Source organism: Paraburkholderia sp. Clong3 (assembly GCF_050436485.1).
Taxonomy (GTDB): Bacteria; Pseudomonadota; Gammaproteobacteria; order Burkholderiales; family Burkholderiaceae; genus Paraburkholderia; species Paraburkholderia tuberum.
Window position 1 is genome coordinate 281776 of record NZ_JBNDMH010000002.1, and the last position, 19027, is coordinate 300802.

Below are 19027 nucleotides of genomic sequence, written 5' to 3' on the forward strand. Positions count from 1 at the left end.
CGCCCTGGCCGATCGGCCATCGCCGTCGCCAGGCCCGGCTTCGAGACGAGCGGGCTGGCATAATAGCGTTCTCCCCGTATTTCTTTGGACGACGCTCATGTCCGGCAACACGCTCGGTACGCTTTTCACTGTCACGACCTTCGGCGAATCGCACGGCCCCGCTATCGGCTGCGTGATCGACGGCTGCCCGCCGGGCATGGCGCTCAACGAAGCCGACATCCAGTTCGAACTCGATCGCCGCAAGCCGGGCACGTCGCGCCACGTGACGCAGCGCCAGGAAGAAGACAAGGTCGAGATCCTCTCGGGCGTGTTCGAAGGTCAAACCACCGGCGCGCCAATTGCGCTGCTGATCCGCAATACCGACCAGCGCAGCAAGGACTACGGCAACATCGCGGAAACGTTCCGCCCCGGCCACGCCGACTACACGTACTGGCAAAAGTACGGCATTCGCGACTACCGCGGTGGCGGCCGCTCGTCGGCACGGCTGACGGCGCCGGCGGTCGCGGCGGGCGCGGTCGCGAAGAAGTGGCTGCGCGAGAAGTTCGGCACCGAAATTCGTGGCTATATGGCCGCGCTCGGCGAGATCGACGTGCCGTTCGTCGATTGGGCGCAGGTGCGCGAAAACCCGTTTTTCGTGCCGAATGCGGAGATCGTTCCGCAGCTCGAGGCGTATATGGACGCGCTGCGCAAGGACGGTGATTCGATCGGCGCGCGCATCAACGTGGTTGCCTCCGGTGTGCCGGTCGGCCTCGGCGAGCCGCTGTTCGACCGCCTCGACGCCGACATCGCGCACGCGATGATGGGCATCAACGCGGTGAAGGGCGTCGAGATCGGCGCGGGCTTCGCGAGCGTCGCGCAACGCGGCTCGGTGCATGGCGACGAGCTGACGCCGGAAGGTTTCGCCGGCAATCACGCGGGCGGCGTGCTCGGCGGTATTTCGACGGGGCAGGACATCACGGTGTCGATCGCGATCAAGCCGACGTCGAGCATTCGCACGCCGCGCCGTTCGATCGACAAGGCGGGGAACCCCGCGATCGTCGAGACCTTCGGGCGGCACGACCCGTGCGTCGGCATTCGTGCGACGCCGATCGCCGAGTCGATGCTTGCGCTCGTGCTGATCGATCACGCGCTGCGCCATCGCGCGCAATGCGGCGATGTGGCCGTGAGCACGCCGAAGATCGCGGCGAGCGCGCCGTAACCCTGACGCGGTCCCGCGATTGGCGGCGAACGAGCCGCCATAAAAAAGAATAGGGAAGGGGACCAACGAAACGCGCAAGAATGCGCGCAGACGAAAGCGCGAGCGCGCTATCGGAATTTGCCTGCGCGACGCTGCCGGTTATCGCGCAGCGCCGCACAGGCAGACGGCACATCAATCACATATTCGGATAGTTCGGACCGCCACCGCCTTCCGGCGTGACCCACACGATATTCTGCGTCGGGTCCTTGATATCGCAGGTCTTGCAGTGCACGCAGTTCTGCGCATTGATGACGAGCCGCTCGCTGCCATCGTCGTTCTTCACGAACTCGTACACTGCAGCGGGGCAATAACGCGCCTCCGGTCCCGCGTAGGTCTGCCAGTTCACGTTGACCGGCACAGTCGGATCCTTCAGCGTCAGGTGCGCCGGCTGATTTTCCTCGTGATTCGTGTTCGAGATGAACACCGAGGACAGCCGGTCGAACGTCAGCTTGCCGTCCGGCTTCGGATACGTGATCGGTTTGCACTGCGAAGCCGGCTTCAGCATTTCATGATCGGAATGCTGATGATGCAGCGTCCACGGCACGTTGCCGCCGAGCAGCTTCTGCTCGAGACCGACCATCAGCGTGCCAAGGTAGAGACCCTTGCTCATCCACTGCTTGAAGTTACGCGCGCGATACAGCTCGGTGTAGAGCCACGACGTCTTGAACGCTTCCGGGTAGGCGCTCAGTTCGTCCGACTGACGGCCGGCCTGGACGGCGTCGAACGCGGCATCGGCGGCGAGCATGCCGGTCTTGATCGCGGCGTGCGAACCCTTGATGCGCGACGCGTTCAGGAAGCCCGCGTCGTCGCCGACCAGCGCACCGCCCGGGAACACCAGCTTCGGCAACGACATCAGGCCGCCCGCGGTGATCGCGCGCGCGCCGTAGGACACGCGCTTGCCGCCTTCGAGAATCGCGCGGATCGCCGGATGCGTCTTGTAGCGCTGGAATTCCTCGAACGGCGACAGATACGGATTCGAATAGCCGAGGCCCGACCACGAAGCCGACCACGACCTGGTTGTTGTCCATGTGGTAGAGGAACGAGCCGCCGTAGGTGTCGTTTTCGAGCGGCCAGCCGGCCGTGTGCATCACCAGACCCGGCTTGTGCCTGGCGGGATCGATCTCCCACAGCTCCTTGATACCGATGCCGTACACCTGCGGATCGACGCCGTCGCGCAGCTTGAACTTCTCGTTCAGCTGGCGGCCGAGGTGGCCGCGCGCGCCTTCGCAGAACAGCGTGTACTTCGCGTGCAGCTCCATGCCGAGCTGGAAGTTCCCGGTCGGTTCGCCGTCCTTGCCGATGCCGAGGTTGCCGGTCGCGACGCCCTTGACCGAGCCGTCGTCGTTGTACAGCACTTCGGCCGCCGGAAAGCCCGGGAATATCTCGACGCCGAGCGCCTCGGCCTGCTGACCCAGCCAGCGCGTCACGTTCGCGAGGCTGATCACGTAGTTGCCGTGGTTCTTGAAATTGTCCGGCAGCGCCCAGGTCGGCACGCTCTTCGCGCCCGTCTCCGACAGGAACAGGAAGCGGTCTTCGGTCACGTCGACCGTCAGCGGCGCGCTTTTTTCCTTCCAGTCCGGAATCAGTTCGGTGATCGCGCGCGGGTCCATCACCGCGCCCGAGAGGATATGGGCCCCGATCTCAGAGCCTTTTTCGAGTACGCACACGCCAATGTCAGCGCCTCGTTCGGCGGCGCGCTGCTTCAGGCGAATGGCCGCCGACAGGCCCGCAGGGCCGCCGCCGACGATGACGACGTCATACTCCATCGACTCGCGCGGGCCGTACTGCTCAATGAGACTTGCGGGGGTCATTGATGCTCCTCTTACCGTTAGAATGCTTTTTTCGGGTTCGTATTGTGGGCGATCGATTCCCGCGCCGCAACCCGAAAGCCACAGATTAGCACGACCGTACTATTTCATGATACGGTATAGACCCTTAGTCGGGTCCTACCGAACCCGTCAACCGCAGTTGTCACCACAACCGAACAAGGAAAGACAATGGGCCGTTCGATCAATCTGGAAGGCAAGGTCGCGCTGATTACGGGCGCCTCGAGCGGGCTGGGCAAGCGCTTCGCGCAGGTGCTGTCGCAGGCGGGCGCGAAGGTCGTGCTGGCGAGCCGACGTACGGAGCGGCTCAAGGAGCTGCGCGCGGAAATCGAGGCGTCCGGCGGCGCCGCGCACGTCGTGTCGCTCGACGTGACCGACTATCAGAGCATCAAGTCGGCGGTCGCGCATGCGGAGACCGAGGCCGGCACCATCGATATCCTCGTCAACAACTCGGGCGTGTCGACCACGCAGAAGCTGTCCGAGGTCACGCCGGCGGACTTCGAATACGTGTTCGACACGAATACGCGCGGCGCGTTTTTCGTGGCGCAGGAAGTCGCCAAGCGCATGATCATGCGCGGCAACAACGCGCAGAAGCCGTCGTACCGGATCATCAACATCGCGTCGATGGCGGGCTTGCGCGTGCTGCCGCAAATCGGCCTGTATTCGATGAGCAAGGCCGCGGTCGTCCACATGACGAAGGCGATGGCGCTCGAGTGGGGCAAGCACGGCATCAATGTGAACGCGATCTGCCCCGGGTATATCGACACCGAGATCAACCATCACCACTGGTCGACCGATCAGGGCCAGAAACTCGTGGCGATGCTGCCGCGTCATCGGGTCGGCAAGCCGGAGGATCTCGACGGGCTGCTCCTGCTGCTCGCGGCGGATGAATCGCAGTTCATCAACGGCTCGGTGATCGTCGCCGACGACGGCTTCGGACTCGCGTGAGCGGGTCGTCCAAAGTTTCAAAAGTCAGGCAGAAAAAGGAAGAACGGAAGTACAGAATGAGCGATTTTCACGCAGTTTTCGAAATGACGATGCCGATCCGCTGGGGCGACATGGACGCCTTCGGTCACGTCAACAACACGGTTTATTTCCGCTACATGGAGCAGGTGCGGATTTCCTGGTTCGAGCACATGGACTTCGTCGGCCAGCGCGCGCACGGGCAGGGGCCGGTGATCGTCAATGCGTCGATGGAGTTTCTGAAGCAGCTGCACTATCCGGGGGACGTGATCGGCCGGATGTCGGTGGCGACACCGGGGCGCAGCAGCTTCGATACGGCTTTCGAGCTCCTGCGCGCCGATGAGCCGGATACGCTCTATGCGCGAGGCGCCGCGCGATGCGTGTGGATCGACTACGCGGCGGGCAAGTCGGTGCCGGTGCCTGACGTACTGCGCGCGGCCATCGAGAGCGCGGCGCTCGTCAAGGCGGCCTGAGCGCGCGGCTTGACAGCGCTGTCGCGCGCTTCAAACGCCCTCTCTCAGTCCCCGAGCAGCCGCTGCAACAGCTCGGTCGCATTGCCCGTATCGTATTTGCGCATGAGCCGCGCGCGGTAGACGTCGACCGTGCGCGGGCTGATGTCGAGCACGCGGCCGATCTGCTTGCTGGTCTTGCCCGTCACCAGTTGCGCGGCGATTTCGCGCTCGCGTGGCGTCAGCTCCACCGCGACCCGCCGGGTTGCGCTCAAATCCTCGAAGGTCCAGACACCCGCCGCGTGCGGGTCGGTGCGCTGCTGCGCGCGGCCCGTCACGTGACACCAGAACAGCTCGCCGTTCGCGCGCTTCATGATCCGGTCGTCCGCGTAGCTGCCTTGCGCGGTCATGATCGGCGGAATGCGCGCGCCGATCCGCTCGAACTCGTCCGCCGATGGATACAACACCTGGAACGACTGACCGATCAGCGCGTCGCGCGCGTAGCCGAATATCGACGCTAGCTCGTCGTTGCAGTCTTCGATGGTCCGCTCGCGGGACAGCACGAGTCCGATCGGCGCGAGGTGAAACGCAGTGCGGTAATCCAGGGCGGGCATGGGGGGCGGCAAGTACTTATGTATTTTTGCGTATTGTGCCGCATGGCGGGCCCAGCGTACTCTTTCGGGCGGATGACAACGCGGCTCAAGCCGCGGACGACTAGAATGACGTAGCGGTATCGTGAGGCGACGTGAAGTTCACCCGTTGCGATATCAGCCGCAATGATCCGGCGGCCTGCGTACACGTTTCGGGTATCCATAGAGGAAGGGACATACAGATGAACAAGGTCTATCCAGGCGCCGCCGAGGCGCTGAAGGACATCGTCAAGGACGGGCAGACGTTCGCCGTCGGCGGCTTCGGGTTGTGCGGCATTCCTGAGGCGCTGATCGCTGCGCTGCGCGATTCGAAGGTGCAGGGCATCACCTGCATCAGCAACAACGCGGGCGTCGACGGTTTCGGCCTCGGCCTGCTGCTCGAGACGCGTCAGATCAAGAAAATGATCTCGTCGTACGTCGGCGAAAACAAGGAGTTCGAGCGCCAGTATCTGGCCGGCGAACTCGAGCTCGAATTCACGCCGCAAGGCACGCTCGCCGAGAAGCTGCGCGCGGGCGGCTCGGGCATCCCGGCGTTTTTCACGAACACCGGCTACGGCACGCAGATCGCCGAGGGCAAGGAAACCCGCCAGTTCGGCGAGAACCACTACGTGCTCGAACATTCGCTGACCGCCGATGTCGCGCTCGTCAAGGCGTGGAAGGCCGACAAGGCCGGCAACCTGATCTATCGCCGCACCGCGCGCAATTTCAATCCGATGTGCGCGATGGCGGGCCGCATCACCGTCGCGGAAGTCGAAGAGATCGTCGAAGTGGGCGAGCTCGATCCGGACGCGATCCATACGCCCGGCATCTTCGTGCAGCGCATCGTGCTGAATGCGCATCCGGAAAAACGCATCGAACAACGCGTCGTCCGCGCGAAAGGAGACTGATCATGGCATGGACTCGTGACGAAATGGCCGCGCGCGCGGCGAAGGAACTGCAGGACGGCTTTTACGTGAACCTCGGCATCGGCTTGCCGACGCTGGTCGCGAACCACGTGCCGGCGGGCGTCGAAGTGTGGCTGCAGTCGGAGAACGGTCTGCTCGGTATCGGCCCGTCGCCGACCGAAGACGAAGTCGACGCCGACCTGATCAACGCCGGCAAGCAAACGGTGACGACGCTGCCCGGTTCGTCGATTTTCTCTTCGGCGGATTCGTTCGCGATGATTCGCGGCGGCCACATCAATCTCGCGATTCTCGGTGCGATGCAGATCAGCAGGAAGGGCGATCTCGCGAACTGGATGATCCCGGGCAAGATGATCAAGGGCATGGGCGGCGCGATGGACCTGGTCGCGGGCGTCAAGCGCGTGGTCGTGCTGATGGAGCATGTCGCGAAGGGCGACCAGCACAAGATCCTCGAAGAATGCACGCTACCGCTGACCGGCGTGGGTGTGGTCGACGAGATCATCACCGATCTCGGCGTGATCGAAGTGACCGAAAACGGCTTGAAAGTGACCGAACTCGCGCCGGGTGTGAGCGTCGACGAAATCAAGGCGAAAACCGGGGCGCCGCTCGATGTGAGCGCGGTGAGCTGACGCGGGTTGAAACGCCGCTGCGCGCGTCGGCGCGACCGCGCGGCGGCAACGGTGTGTTCCGGACGGGCGAGACGTGAGTCTCGCCCGTTCTGTATTTGGCGCACGGCGGCGGATGCGCCGGACGGTTGGATCGACCTTCCTAAGCCTTCTGGCCGATGCTTGCCGCGCGACGAAGCGGTTTACAATCGTTTGCAGCCCAATCCGCAGCGTTTTTGCAAGGACACCAGATGACCGCAACGACTTCCGCTTCCACCACCGGGCGGCCCGCGCCGCGTCAACGTTACGTGCGGTGCGCGAGCGCTGCCGGCCTACATCGCGTCGCCTATACCGAGTGGGGCGACCCGGACAATCCCCGAGTGTTGCTGTGCGTGCACGGACTCACGCGATCGGGGCGCGATTTCGACCGCCTCGCCGCCAACTTCGCGGACACCTATCGCGTGGTGTGCCCGGACGTGGTTGGCCGGGGCTTGTCGTCGTGGCTCGCGAACCCCAACTTATACGCGGTGCCGCAGTACGTCGCCGACATGGTCACACTGATCGCGCGGCTCGACGTCGACACCGTCGACTGGTTCGGCACCTCGATGGGCGGCCTGATCGGCATGGGGCTCGCCGGCCTGCCGGACACGCCGATCCGCAAGCTGCTGCTGAACGACGTCGGGCCGCATCTGGAGCCGGTCGCGGTCAAGCGCATCGGCGATTACCTTGGCAAGCCCGCACGCTTCGAAACGCTGCAGCAGGGCGTTGACTATGCCGCGCAGCTCGCACAGAGCTTCGGACCGCTGACTCCGGACGAATGGCGCGAAATCAATACGCCGTTGCTGCGCGAAGAGGACGGCGCATGGGTGCTGCGCTATGACCCGCGCATCGCGCAGCCGTTCGCGGCGGTCACCGAGGAAGCGGCGAAGCTCGGCGAGGCGGCGCTGTGGCATTCGCTCGCGTCGTTCCAGGGGCCGGTGCTGGTGGTGCGCGGCGAGCAGTCGGATTTGCTGTCGCGTGAAACGGTCGCGAAGATGGTGTCGACCGCGCGTGCCGCATCGAGCGTGGAGATCGCCGGCGTCGGGCATGCGCCGGCGTTCCTGGCGGCGGACCAGATCGCGCTCGCGAGGGAGTTCTTCATCGGTCAGGCCGCGAACGCGTCATAATATTGAGTTCCGCATGACGATTTCATCGGCAGTGTCGTGTGGGACGTAGTTCGATTAACCCCTCAGCTCAGGACTTTTCATGGCAGTCATTCGTTATCACGTCGGCAAGCGTCTCTCGGAAATGGCCGTGCACAACGGCACCGTGTACCTCGCGGGTCAGATCGCCGAAGACGACGATCAGGACATCGCCGGCCAGACGCGCGAAGTGCTCGGCCACATCGACCGTCTGCTCGCCGAAGCGAACAGCGACAAGTCGCTGTTGCTGTCGGTGCAGATCTATCTCTCGGACATGGCGCATTTCGCCGGCATGAACGCCGTGTGGGACGAGTGGGTCGCGCAGGGCGACACGCCGCCGCGCGCGACCGTCGAGGCAAAGCTTGCGAATCCGAAGTGCCTCGTCGAAATCGTCGTGATCGCGGCGCAGCGCGACTGAGTCGCGGCCGTCCGGCAGCACCGTGGTTGATTTTCCGTTGAATCGTCTGGCCCGGCGGGCCGTCGCACCATGAACACCGATACCGTTCCGAGCGCGCCTCATCCCCATCGTTCCTTCGACGAAGCGATGGCGTTCGTGCGCGAACATGCGGGCGAGGTGCGGCTGTCGTCGGGCGAATTGCTCGCGGATCACGCGGCGGGCACCGCGTCGATCATGCGCAAGCTCAACGTCGATCCGCCGGCGGTGCTGGCCGCTGCGCTGTTTGCGCTGACACCGCATCTGCGCGATCCGGAGCGCGTGATCGCCGACGACTTCGGCGAAGAAGTCGCCCAACTGGTCGGCGACGTACGCAAGCTGCTGCGGCTCGGCACGGTCAGTTTGCGCGCGGCGCAAAACGCGATGCCCGAGGCCGGGCGTGACGCGCAGGCTGCGCGCCGCGTGCAGGTCGAGGCGCTGCGCAAAATGCTGCTCGCGTTCGCGCAGGACATTCGCGTCGTGCTGATCCGCCTCGCGTCGCGGCTGCAAACGCTGCGTTACTACGCGGCCGCGAAGCTCACGCCGTCGCCCGACGTCGCACGCGAAACGCTCGATATCTACGCGCCGCTCGCGAACCGCCTCGGTATCTGGCAATTGAAGTGGGAGCTCGAGGACCTCGCGTTCCGTTTCGAGGAGCCGGACACCTACAAGCGCATCGCGAAACTGCTCGACGAGAAGCGCGTCGAGCGCGAGAGCTATGTCGCGCAGGCGATCGAACGCCTGCAGCAGGAGCTGGCCGCCGCGCATATCCGCGCGGAAGTGAGCGGTCGGCCGAAGCATATCTACAGCATCTGGCGCAAGATGCGCGGCAAGGAGCTGGACTTCGCCGAGTTGTACGACGTGCGCGCGTTTCGCGTGATCGTGCCGGACATCAAGGACTGCTACACCGTGCTCGGCATCGTGCACAACCTGTGGCAGCCGGTGCCGAAGGAGTTCGACGATTACATCTCCCGGCCGAAGCCGAACGGCTACAAGTCGCTGCACACCGTTGTGATCGGCGACGACGGCCGCGCGTTCGAAGTGCAGATCCGCACGCAGGAAATGCATCGCTTCGCCGAATACGGCGTGGCCGCGCACTGGCGCTACAAGGAAGCGGGTGCGCGCGGCTATGGCGGCACGTTCACCGCGAGCGAGAAATACGACGAGAAGATCGCCTGGCTGCGACAGCTGCTCGCGTGGAAGGACGAAGTCTCCGAGGGCGAGCATGGCGAAGCGGGCTCGGCACAGCCGTGGGAGCAGTTGCGCCAGGCCACGCTCGACGACGATCACATCTACGTGCTGACGCCGCAGGCGCGCGTGATTCCGTTGCCGCACGGCGCGACGCCGATCGACTTCGCGTTTCACCTGCACAGCGAGCTTGGGCATCGTTGCCGCGGCGCGCGCGTCGACGGTGCGATGGTGCCGCTCAACACGCCGCTGCAGAACGGCCAGACGGTCGAGATCGTGGCGGTGAAGGAGGGCGGTCCGTCGCGCGACTGGCTTAATCCGCAACTTGGCTATCTGCAAAGCCCGCGCGCGCGGCAGAAGGTGCGCGCATGGTTCAACGCGGTGGAGTTACAGGAGCACATCGCGAACGGTCGCGCGATGGTTGAAAAAACCCTGCAGCGCGAAGGCAAGACCTCGGTCAATCTCGATCAACTGGCCGCGCGGCTCGGTTTCAAGACCACCGACGACCTGTTCTCCGTGGTCGGCAAGGAGGAGTTCAGTCTGAGGCTCGTCGAGCAGGCGTTGCAGGATGCGCCGCCGCCCGAGCCCGAGGTCGATGCGCCGGAGAAGTTCGAGAAACGCAGCAGCGGCGCGAGCGTCGCGCGCGGCGCATCCACGGGGGTGCTGGTGGTCGGCGTCGATGCGTTGCTCACCCAGCTCGCGCGCTGCTGCCGGCCGGCGCCGCCCGACGACATCTGCGGATTCGTTACGCGAGGCAAGGGCATGTCGGTTCATCGCAGCGATTGCGCGACGTTCCGCCGGATGGCGGAGCGCGCGCCGGAGCGCGTGCTTCAGACGGCGTGGTCGGCGGACGTGATGAGCGGCCGCGGCCATTCCGTCTACCCGGTCGACCTCAGCATCGAGGCGACGGACCGGCAAGGTCTGCTGCGCGATATCTCCGAAGTATTCGCGCGGGAAAAGATGAACGTGATCGGCGTAAAGACGCAATCGCGCCGCAATGCCGCGTTCATGCAATTTACCGTCGAGGTGTCGAGCTCCGCGCAGATTCAGCGCGCGTGCACGCTGCTGGGCGAGATCACGGGTGTCGTGCGCGCGACGCGCAAGAACTGAGGCGCGGGCGGTTGGAAAAAGCCCCGCTAGTGGCGCGACGGATTAAAGTCGCCGCATAAAAGTACTTGCCAAGCTGCGCTATACCCCATATAATCTCGTTTCTTCAGGCTCGTAGCTCAGCTGGTTAGAGCACCACCTTGACATGGTGGGGGTCGTTGGTTCGAGTCCAATCGAGCCTACCAACGAAAATGAAATTCCGGCCTCGCTGGGGTTTCGCAAACTGCAGTAAGCGCTTTGAGCGCAAAAAGGCGAATACGGTTATGACACCGCGAACGTTGACCGAAACCACTTCGGAACGACGCTAGTCGAGGACCACTTTCGCCAGTGAAGTTTGCATAAAATGTGAATGCGGCCCCTCGAAAGCGGGGCCGCATTTTTTTTATCTTTTTGACCCTGGTTGTATGTGCCGCCGCCGGTCGGCACCACGGAGAACGCAATGGTTTCGATACGTTTGCCTGACGGTTCTGTTCGACAGTACGAGCATCCGGTGACCGTCGCCGAAGTGGCCGCCTCGATCGGCCCCGGTCTCGCGAAAGCCGCGCTCGGCGGCAAGATCGACGGGGAGCTGGTCGATACGTCCATGCTGATCGATCACGACGTGGCGCTCGCCATCGTCACGGAGAAAGACGCAGACGGTCTCGATATCATCCGCCACTCGACGGCGCACCTGCTCGCGTACGCGGTGAAGGATCTGTACCCGGAAGCGCAGGTCACGATCGGCCCGGTCATCGACAACGGTTTCTATTACGACTTCTCCTATAACCGTCCTTTCACGCCGGAAGATCTCGAAAAGATCGAAAAGCGCATGCAGGAACTCTCGAAGAGGGACGAGCCGGTGTCGCGTCGCGTGGTGTCCCGCGACGAAGCGGTCGAGTACTTCAGGAGCATCGGTGAAAAGTACAAGGCCGAGATCATCGAATCGATCCCCGCTAGCGACGAAATCAAACTGTACTCGCATGGCGCCTTCACGGACCTGTGCCGCGGCCCCCACGTGCCGTCCACCGGCAAGCTGAAGGTCTTCAAGCTGATGAAAGTCGCGGGCGCGTACTGGCGTGGCGACTCGAAGAACGAGCAACTGCAGCGCATTTACGGCACGGCCTGGACGAAGAAGGAAGACCAGGAAGCGTATCTCCACATGCTCGAAGAAGCCGAGAAGCGCGACCATCGCAAGCTTGGTAAGCAGCTCGACCTGTTCCACATGCAGGACGAGTCGCCGGGCATGGTGTTCTGGCATCCGCGCGGCTGGACGCTGTGGCAGCAAGTCGAGCAGTACATGCGCCGTCGCGTGAACGACGCCGGCTACCTGGAAATCAAGACGCCATTGATCATGGACCGCTCGCTGTGGGAAGCGTCGGGCCACTGGCAGAACTATCGTGAAAACATGTTCACGACGGAATCGGAAAAGCGCGACTACGCGATCAAGCCGATGAACTGCCCCGGTCACGTGCAGGTGTTCAATCACGGTCTGCGCTCGTATCGCGATCTGCCGCTGCGTTACGCGGAGTTCGGTTCGTGCCATCGCAACGAATCGTCGGGCGCGCTGCATGGACTGATGCGTGTGCGCGGCTTCGTGCAGGACGACGCGCATATTTTCTGTACCGAAGATCAGTTCATCAGCGAATCGATCGCGTTCAACACGCTGGCAATGAGCGTCTACCGCGACTTCGGCTTTGATAACGTCGAGATCAAGCTGTCACTGCGCCCGGATGCGCGCGCCGGCACCGACGAAACTTGGGATCGCGCGGAGCAGGGACTGCGCGAGGCGCTGACGGCCTGCGGCGTCACGTGGGAAGAGTTGCCCGGCGAGGGTGCATTCTACGGCCCGAAGGTCGAGTATCACATCAAGGACGCGCTCGGCCGCTCGTGGCAGTGCGGTACGCTGCAGCTCGACATGGTGTTGCCGGAGCGGCTGGGTGCCGAATACGTTGCCGAAGACAACAGTCGCCGTCGCCCGATCATGCTGCACCGGGCGATCGTCGGATCGATGGAGCGTTTCCTCGGGATTCTGATCGAGCACCATGCTGGTGCAATGCCAGCTTGGCTCGCGCCGATGCAGGTCGTTGTGATGAATATTGCGGAAAGTCAGGCCGAATACGCGCAGGCGCTAGCCCAATCGTTGCAAAAACAAGGGGTTAGAGTCGAGGCCGATTTGCGCAACGAGAAGATTAGCTATAAAATACGCGAGCACACGCTGGAAAAGGTCCCCTACCTGTTGGTGGTCGGCGACAAGGAGCGTGAAGCGCAAACGGTAGCCGTGCGTGCCCGTGGTGGTGTCGATATGGGTGTAATGCCTGTTGACGCCTTCATTGAGCGTCTGCGCCAGGACGTGCAGTCGTTCAACTGAGCCACTTGGTACCCGGCTCGTTTTTTTTAATTTTTAGAGGAAACGTAACATCGCTACTGATAAGTCTGCGCACCGCATCAACGGTGAAATTACAGCACCCGAGGTGCGACTGGTCGGCGTCGAGAACGAACCGCTCGGCATCGTGAAACTCGCTGATGCGTTCCGCATGTCGGAACAGCAGGACGTAGATCTGGTCGAAATCGCTCCGCAAGCGGTTCCGCCAGTTTGCCGCTTGATGGACTACGGCAAGTTCAAGTACCAGGAAGCGAAGAAGCAACACGAGGCCAAGCTCAAGCAGAAGGTCATCCAGGTCAAGGAAGTCAAATTCCGCCCAGGTACCGACGACGGTGATTACAACGTCAAGCTGCGCAACCTCGTCCGCTTCCTCGAAGACGGCGACAAGACGAAAATCACGTTGCGTTTCCGTGGGCGCGAAATGGCTCACCAGGAAATCGGCATGCGCATGCTCGAACGCCTGCGCACCGACCTCGACGAAGTCGGTCAGGTCGAGCAGATGCCGAAAATGGAAGGGCGCCAGATGATCATGGTGCTCGCTCCGAAGAAAAAGAAGTAAGCGCGAAGCAGTTGGCCGGAGCGACGGCGTGCCATGTGGCGCGCGCTCCGGCGGCGCAAGGTTGTTTGATGCTGTGCTGGGTGTCCGGCTTGGTGTCGGAAGGTTTCGGAACGTCGCGCATGCAAGTGCGCAGTGGTTCCCGAAAAGCGGCCGCTGGCGGTATCGGCGGTCTGCATACCAAGTGGAATGGGTTTCGAAGGGCGGGAAATGGCCATCTGGCCGACCGCACACCCATGTCCATCTAATAATGGAGTTGTCATGCCGAAGATGAAGACCAAGAAGAGCGCTGCAAAGCGCTTCGTGGTGCGTCCGGGCGGTACCGTCAAGCGCGGTCAGGCCTTCAAGCGTCACATTCTTACCAAGAAGACCACCAAGAACAAACGCCATCTGCGCGGCTCCACGGCAGTTCATGATTCCGATCTGAACTCCGTTCGCGCAATGCTGCCGTTCGCTTAACCCTTAACCGACACTCATAGGAGCGAAACATGCCTCGAGTAAAACGTGGGGTTACCGCACGGGCCCGTCACAAGAAGATCATCAAGCTGGCCAAGGGTTACCGCGGCCGTCGCAATAACGTCTATCGCATCGCCAAGCAGGCGGTCATGCGCGCAGGCCAATACGCCTACCGCGACCGCCGCAACAAGAAGCGTGTGTTCCGCGCACTGTGGATCACGCGTATCAACGCGGCGGTGCGTCAGCACGACATGACGTACAGCGTGTTCATCAACGGCCTGAAGAAGGCGTCGATCGAACTGGACCGTAAGGTGCTGGCCGACATGGCTGTGTTCGACAAGGCTGCTTTTGCTGCGATCGTTCAGCAGGTGAAAGCCGCCGTTGCAGCCTGATTGCGCTTCTGGCAATTAAAACTGCGTGGTTCGTTGCAGCGAACATCCGGTAGTCTCGGTGACGCTGCAACAAAAACGGGGCTCCTCACCGAGCCCCGTTTTTGTTGGTAGAACCAGTTTTGTTTCGATAGAACACTGACGTTGAAATGATGGGATCAATGGATCTGGACCAGATTGTCGCCGACGCGCAAAAAGCCTTCGCAGAAGCCCCCGACGTCACCACCCTCGAGAACGAGAAAGCGCGCTTTCTCGGTAAGGCGGGTGCGCTGACCGAGCTGTTGAAGGGCCTTGGCAAACTCGATCCCGAAACGCGCAAGACCGAAGGCGCACGGATCAACCTCGTCAAGCAACGGGTCGAGGCCGCGCTGACGGCACGTCGTCAGGCGCTCGCCGACGCACTTCTGAACCAGCGTCTCGCTGCTGAAGCGATCGACGTCACGCTGCCGGGCCGCGGCGCCAATGCGGGTAGCCTGCACCCGGTGATGCGCACCTGGGAGCGCGTCGAACAGATTTTCCGTACGATCGGATTCGACGTGGCCGACGGCCCCGAGATCGAAACCGACTGGTACAACTTCACCTCGCTGAACAGCCCGGAAAACCATCCGGCGCGTTCGATGCAGGACACCTTCTACGTCGACGGCAAGGATGCCGACGGCCGCCCGCTGCTGCTGCGCACGCATACGAGCCCGATGCAGGTGCGCTACGCGCGCACCAACACGCCGCCGATCAAGGTGATCGTGCCGGGCCGCACGTATCGCGTGGATAGCGACGCGACGCATTCGCCGATGTTCAACCAGGTCGAAGGCCTGTGGATTGACGAGAACATCAGCTTCGCGGACCTGAAGGGAGTCTATACCGACTTCCTGAAGAAATTCTTCGAGCGCGACGACATTCTCGTGCGCTTCCGTCCGTCGTATTTCCCGTTCACCGAACCGTCGGCCGAGATCGACATGCAGTTCGAAACGGGCAAGAACGCGGGCAAGTGGCTCGAAATTTCGGGCTCCGGCCAGGTGCATCCGACTGTGATCCGCAACATGGGTCTCGACCCGGAGCGCTACATCGGCTTCGCTTTCGGCAGTGGCCTCGAGCGTCTCACGATGCTGCGTTACGGCGTGCAGGACCTGCGCCTGTTTTTCGAAAACGACCTGCGTTTCCTGCGTCAATTCGCGTGACCCGGCGCGCGCGAGCGCGACGAAGCATAAATCGCGGCAGCGCACCTGGTGCGCGCCGCGAGCGTCCCCGGCAGAGCTCGCTGAACCGGCGCAAGATCACCGGGCTTTACGAAGCATCTGCCGGACGTGGACCTAACCTGATCACAACGTACACAGAACCATGCAATTTCCGGAATCCTGGCTCAGAACTTTTGTCGATCCGCAACTGACCACCGACGAGCTGTCGCACGCGTTGACGATGGCGGGTCTCGAAGTCGAAGACCTGCGGACGGCCGCGCCGCCGACCTCGAAGATCGTCGTCGGCCAGGTGCTGGAAGTCGTCAAGCACCCGGATGCGGACAAGCTCAACGTGTGTCAGGTCGACGCCGGCACCGGCGCGACGCTCAACATCGTGTGCGGCGCGCCGAATGTTGCGCCCGGCATCAAGGTGCCGGTCGCGCTGGTCGGCGCGCAACTGCCGCCGGCCGAAGAGGGCGGCGCACCGTTCGCGATCAAGCTGTCGAAGCTGCGCGGCGTGGAAAGCCAGGGCATGCTGTGCTCGGCGCGCGAGCTGAAGCTCTCCGAAGATCACAGCGGTCTGATGATCCTGCCGGAAGACACGCCGATCGGCCAGGACATCCGCGACACGCTCAATCTCGACGACACCGTTTTTGAAATCAAGCTGACGCCGAACAAGGCCGACTGTCTGTCGGTATTCGGCGTCGCGCGAGAAACGTCGGCGATTACCGGAGCGCCGCTGCGTCCGCTCGAAATCAAGCCGGCTCCGGTCGCGCTCAACGAAACACTGCCCGTGAAAATCTCCGCGCCCGATCTGTGCGGCCGTTTCTCGGGCCGCGTGATCCGCGGCGTCAATGCGCGCGCGAAGTCGCCGCAATGGATGGTCGAGCGTCTCGAGCGCTCCGGCCAGCGCAGCATTTCCGGGCTCGTCGACATCTCGAACTATGTGATGCTCGAGCTGGGGCGTCCGTCGCACGTGTTCGATCTCGACAAGATCCACGGCGGCATGGACGTACGCTGGGGCCGCAAGGGCGAAACGCTGAAGCTGCTGAACGGGAACACGGTCGAGCTCGACGAAACGGTCGGTGTGATCGCCGACGAGCAGCATATCGAAAGCCTCGCGGGCATCATGGGCGGCGACAGCACCGCGGTCACGCTCGACACCACCAACATCTATCTCGAGGCCGCGTTCTGGTGGCCCGACAGCATTCGTGGTCGCTCGCGCAAGTACAACTTTTCGACCGATGCAGGCCATCGCTTCGAGCGCGGCGTCGACTACGCGACGACCGTCGATCATATCGAGCGCATCACGCAGCTGATCCTCGACATCTGCGGCGGCGAAGCGGGTCCGGTCGACGATCAGATCGTCAACGTGCCGAAGCGCGCGCCCGTGAAGATGCGCGTTTCGCGCGCGAACCGCATCATCGGCGTCGCGATCGGTGTCGATGAAATCGCGCAGATCTTCACGCGCCTCGGCCTCTCGTTCGAGCGTGACGGCGATACGTTCTCGGTGATGCCGCCGTCGTACCGCTTCGATATCGAAATCGAAGAGGACCTGATCGAAGAGGTCGCGCGTATCCACGGCTTCGAAAAGATTCCGGCGCGCCCGCCGGTCGCGACCAGCGAAATGCGCGCGACCAACGAGACGCAACGCTCCATCCACGCGATCCGTCATGCGCTCGCCGCGCGCGACTACGCGGAAACGGTGAACTTCAGCTTCGTCGACGTCGAGTGGGAGCGGGACTTCGCAGGCAACAGCAACCCCGTGCGTCTGATCAACCCGATCGCGAGCCAGCTGTCGGTGATGCGCACGACGTTGTTCGGCAGCCTGATTCATGTGTTGCGCACGAATCTGAACCGTCGCGCGGCGGACCGCGTGCGCGTGTTTGAAGCAGGTCGTGTATTCCTGCACGATCCGTCGATCAAGGCCGGCGAGCTGACCGTCGAAGGTTTCGCGCAGCCGAAGATGATCGGCGCGCTCGCCTATGGGCCCGCGCTCGACGAGCAGTGGGGCGCACCGACGCGTGCCGTCGACTTCTTCGACGTGAAGGGCGACCTCGAAGCGCTGGTCGCACCGGCGGTCGCGCGGTTCGTACAGGCCGAGCATCCGGCGCTGCATCCGGGACGCAGCGCGCGGATCGAATTGAATGGTCGCGCAGTGGGCTGGATTGGCGAATTGCATCCGCGCTGGATGCAAAAATATGATTTGCCGCATGCGCCGATTCTGTTTGAAATCGAAGCGGAAGCATTAATGCAACGGGTATTGCCGATTCCGTCGGAAGTTTCAAAATTCCCGCCGGTACGACGTGATATCGCGGTGGTCGTCGATCAGAAAATCGAGGTTCAGGCGCTGCTCGACGAGCTTCAGAAGGCCCAGTCCGAACCGGCCTGCAAGGCTGTCCAGAAGGTTGCACTTTTCGACGAATTTCGTCCAAAATCAAACACTTCCGGTGGTCTGGCCGCGCACGAGAAAAGCCTTGCGTTCCGGGTGACCTTGCAAGATACTGGCGGAACCCTTCAGGATGAAACGGTCGATCTGGCTATTCAAACTCTGGTGGAACGTCTAGCTCGAGTATATGGCGCACGGTTGCGCGGATAACCCGCATTTAACAATTGCACGGCTGTTTCCGCATCCATTGTTTTACGCTTGGCGCGCCATTTGATAGATATGAATGAAATGAACTCGAGTGATTTCGAAGCCCTTCTTACGGCGCAACGCAGCGCCATGATTCGAGATATTCCGACATCATCCGCCGTCGTTTCCAATGAAACGCCGACACTCACCAAGGCGGAACTTGCCGAGTTGCTGTTCGACAATGTCGGGCTCAACAAGCGGGAAGCGAAGGACATGGTCGAGGCTTTCTTCGAGGTGATCCGCGATGCGCTCGAGAGCGGCGACAGCGTGAAGCTGTCGGGCTTCGGCAACTTCCAGTTGCGCGACAAGCCGCAGCGTCCCGGCAGAAATCCGAAGACGGGCGAGGCGATTCCGATTGCGGCACGTCGCGTGGTGACGTTTCATGCAAGTCAAAAACTGAAGGCGCTCGTCGAAAACGGCGCCGAAGCGAGCTTCTCGCGCGCTGATTGACTGGCGCGCTTTCGGGCAACCCATCACGGCTAACTGACGATGACAGCGACGATCGAAAAAGTCGTCTTGCCTCCGATTCCGGCGAAGCGGTACTTCACGATTGGTGAGGTCAGCGAACTTTGTGGGGTAAAGCCTCACGTGCTGCGTTACTGGGAGCAGGAGTTCACCCAGTTGAGGCCGGTCAAGCGGCGCGGCAATCGTCGGTATTATCAGCATCACGAGGTGCTGCTGATCCGGCGGATTCGAGAGTTGCTGTACGAGCAGGGTTTTACGATCAACGGGGCGCGCAACCGGCTCGATTCGCATGGCGGCGGTGGGCCGGATGCGGTGGTCGAAGAGGGTGAGGCTACCGCCGGAGTCGCGGGTCAGGTGCAGGCATCGGCGGCAACGGTTGCGATCGATGTCGAGAAGTTACGCAAGGAACTGCAGAACGTAATCGATCTGCTGGGCCACTAGTTCATGGACT

Annotated in this window: 17 protein-coding genes, 1 tRNA gene and 1 pseudogene; 17 read left to right on the top strand and 2 right to left on the bottom strand. The window is 62.6% G+C overall.

Going from position 1 to position 19027, the window contains the following annotated elements:
- Nucleotides 1–97: 97 nt before the first annotated feature.
- Nucleotides 98–1198 (top strand): chorismate synthase, encoded by a 1101-nt coding sequence (gene aroC, locus OKW30_RS05615; protein WP_429346208.1) that lies wholly within the window; start codon nucleotides 98–100, stop codon nucleotides 1196–1198.
- Nucleotides 1199–1373: 175 nt separating this feature from the next.
- Here aroC and OKW30_RS05620 read toward each other — a convergent pair.
- A pseudogene (locus OKW30_RS05620) lies at nucleotides 1374–3048 on the bottom strand (electron transfer flavoprotein-ubiquinone oxidoreductase).
- A gap of 186 nt (nucleotides 3049–3234) precedes the next feature.
- Between OKW30_RS05620 and OKW30_RS05625 the strand changes: the two are divergent.
- A complete protein-coding gene (locus OKW30_RS05625; protein ID WP_018421159.1) occupies nucleotides 3235–4011 on the top strand; it encodes an SDR family oxidoreductase in 777 nt (258 codons plus the stop codon).
- A 56-nt stretch (nucleotides 4012–4067) separates the two neighbouring features.
- A complete protein-coding gene (locus OKW30_RS05630) occupies nucleotides 4068–4499 on the top strand; it encodes an acyl-CoA thioesterase (protein WP_090800991.1) in 432 nt (143 codons plus the stop codon).
- Nucleotides 4500–4543: 44 nt separating this feature from the next.
- Here the strand turns inward: OKW30_RS05630 and OKW30_RS05635 are convergent, their stop codons facing one another.
- Entirely contained in the window at nucleotides 4544–5089 is a 546-nt protein-coding gene (locus OKW30_RS05635; RefSeq protein WP_018421157.1) for a LuxR C-terminal-related transcriptional regulator, read from the bottom strand.
- A gap of 218 nt (nucleotides 5090–5307) precedes the next feature.
- Here OKW30_RS05635 and OKW30_RS05640 point away from each other — a divergent pair, with 218 nt between their 5' ends.
- From OKW30_RS05640 to OKW30_RS05705, 14 genes are all read left to right on the top strand, one after another.
- The gene (locus OKW30_RS05640) at nucleotides 5308–6012 is read left to right on the top strand and encodes a CoA transferase subunit A (RefSeq protein ID WP_090800989.1); all 705 of its coding nucleotides are present in this window, start codon (nucleotides 5308–5310) and stop codon (nucleotides 6010–6012) included.
- Nucleotides 6013–6014: 2 nt separating this feature from the next.
- A complete protein-coding gene (locus OKW30_RS05645) occupies nucleotides 6015–6656 on the top strand; it encodes a CoA transferase subunit B (protein ID WP_184021841.1) in 642 nt (213 codons plus the stop codon).
- Nucleotides 6657–6883: 227 nt separating this feature from the next.
- Nucleotides 6884–7798 (top strand): alpha/beta fold hydrolase, encoded by a 915-nt coding sequence (locus tag OKW30_RS05650; RefSeq protein ID WP_429346209.1) that lies wholly within the window; start codon nucleotides 6884–6886, stop codon nucleotides 7796–7798.
- A 79-nt stretch (nucleotides 7799–7877) separates the two neighbouring features.
- Entirely contained in the window at nucleotides 7878–8231 is a 354-nt protein-coding gene (locus tag OKW30_RS05655; protein WP_187626568.1) for a RidA family protein, read from the top strand.
- A gap of 69 nt (nucleotides 8232–8300) precedes the next feature.
- Entirely contained in the window at nucleotides 8301–10544 is a 2244-nt protein-coding gene (locus tag OKW30_RS05660; protein ID WP_187615529.1) for a RelA/SpoT family protein, read from the top strand.
- A 105-nt stretch (nucleotides 10545–10649) separates the two neighbouring features.
- Nucleotides 10650–10726, top strand: a tRNA-Val gene (locus tag OKW30_RS05665).
- Nucleotides 10727–10980: 254 nt separating this feature from the next.
- Entirely contained in the window at nucleotides 10981–12888 is a 1908-nt protein-coding gene (gene thrS / locus OKW30_RS05670; protein ID WP_429346210.1) for a threonine--tRNA ligase, read from the top strand.
- Between the two features lie 49 nt (nucleotides 12889–12937).
- The gene (gene infC, locus OKW30_RS05675; protein ID WP_075643713.1) at nucleotides 12938–13462 is read left to right on the top strand and encodes a translation initiation factor IF-3; all 525 of its coding nucleotides are present in this window, start codon (nucleotides 12938–12940) and stop codon (nucleotides 13460–13462) included.
- Between the two features lie 258 nt (nucleotides 13463–13720).
- Nucleotides 13721–13918: a 50S ribosomal protein L35 gene (gene rpmI, locus OKW30_RS05680; RefSeq protein ID WP_006052501.1), complete on the top strand. Its 198-nt coding sequence runs from the start codon at nucleotides 13721–13723 to the stop codon at nucleotides 13916–13918.
- Nucleotides 13919–13947: 29 nt separating this feature from the next.
- Nucleotides 13948–14307: a 50S ribosomal protein L20 gene (gene rplT / locus OKW30_RS05685; RefSeq protein WP_006052502.1), complete on the top strand. Its 360-nt coding sequence runs from the start codon at nucleotides 13948–13950 to the stop codon at nucleotides 14305–14307.
- A gap of 158 nt (nucleotides 14308–14465) precedes the next feature.
- Nucleotides 14466–15479, top strand: coding sequence for a phenylalanine--tRNA ligase subunit alpha (pheS, locus tag OKW30_RS05690; protein WP_429346211.1), 1014 nt, complete (start codon nucleotides 14466–14468; stop codon nucleotides 15477–15479).
- A 160-nt stretch (nucleotides 15480–15639) separates the two neighbouring features.
- Nucleotides 15640–18075, top strand: coding sequence for a phenylalanine--tRNA ligase subunit beta (pheT, locus tag OKW30_RS05695; RefSeq protein ID WP_429346212.1), 2436 nt, complete (start codon nucleotides 15640–15642; stop codon nucleotides 18073–18075).
- Nucleotides 18076–18144: 69 nt separating this feature from the next.
- Complete coding sequence (locus tag OKW30_RS05700; RefSeq protein WP_090800976.1) at nucleotides 18145–18561, top strand: integration host factor subunit alpha; 417 nt, start codon at nucleotides 18145–18147, stop codon at nucleotides 18559–18561.
- A gap of 39 nt (nucleotides 18562–18600) precedes the next feature.
- Nucleotides 18601–19017 (top strand): MerR family transcriptional regulator, encoded by a 417-nt coding sequence (locus OKW30_RS05705; protein WP_184071104.1) that lies wholly within the window; start codon nucleotides 18601–18603, stop codon nucleotides 19015–19017.
- Nucleotides 19018–19027: the final 10 nt, after the last annotated feature.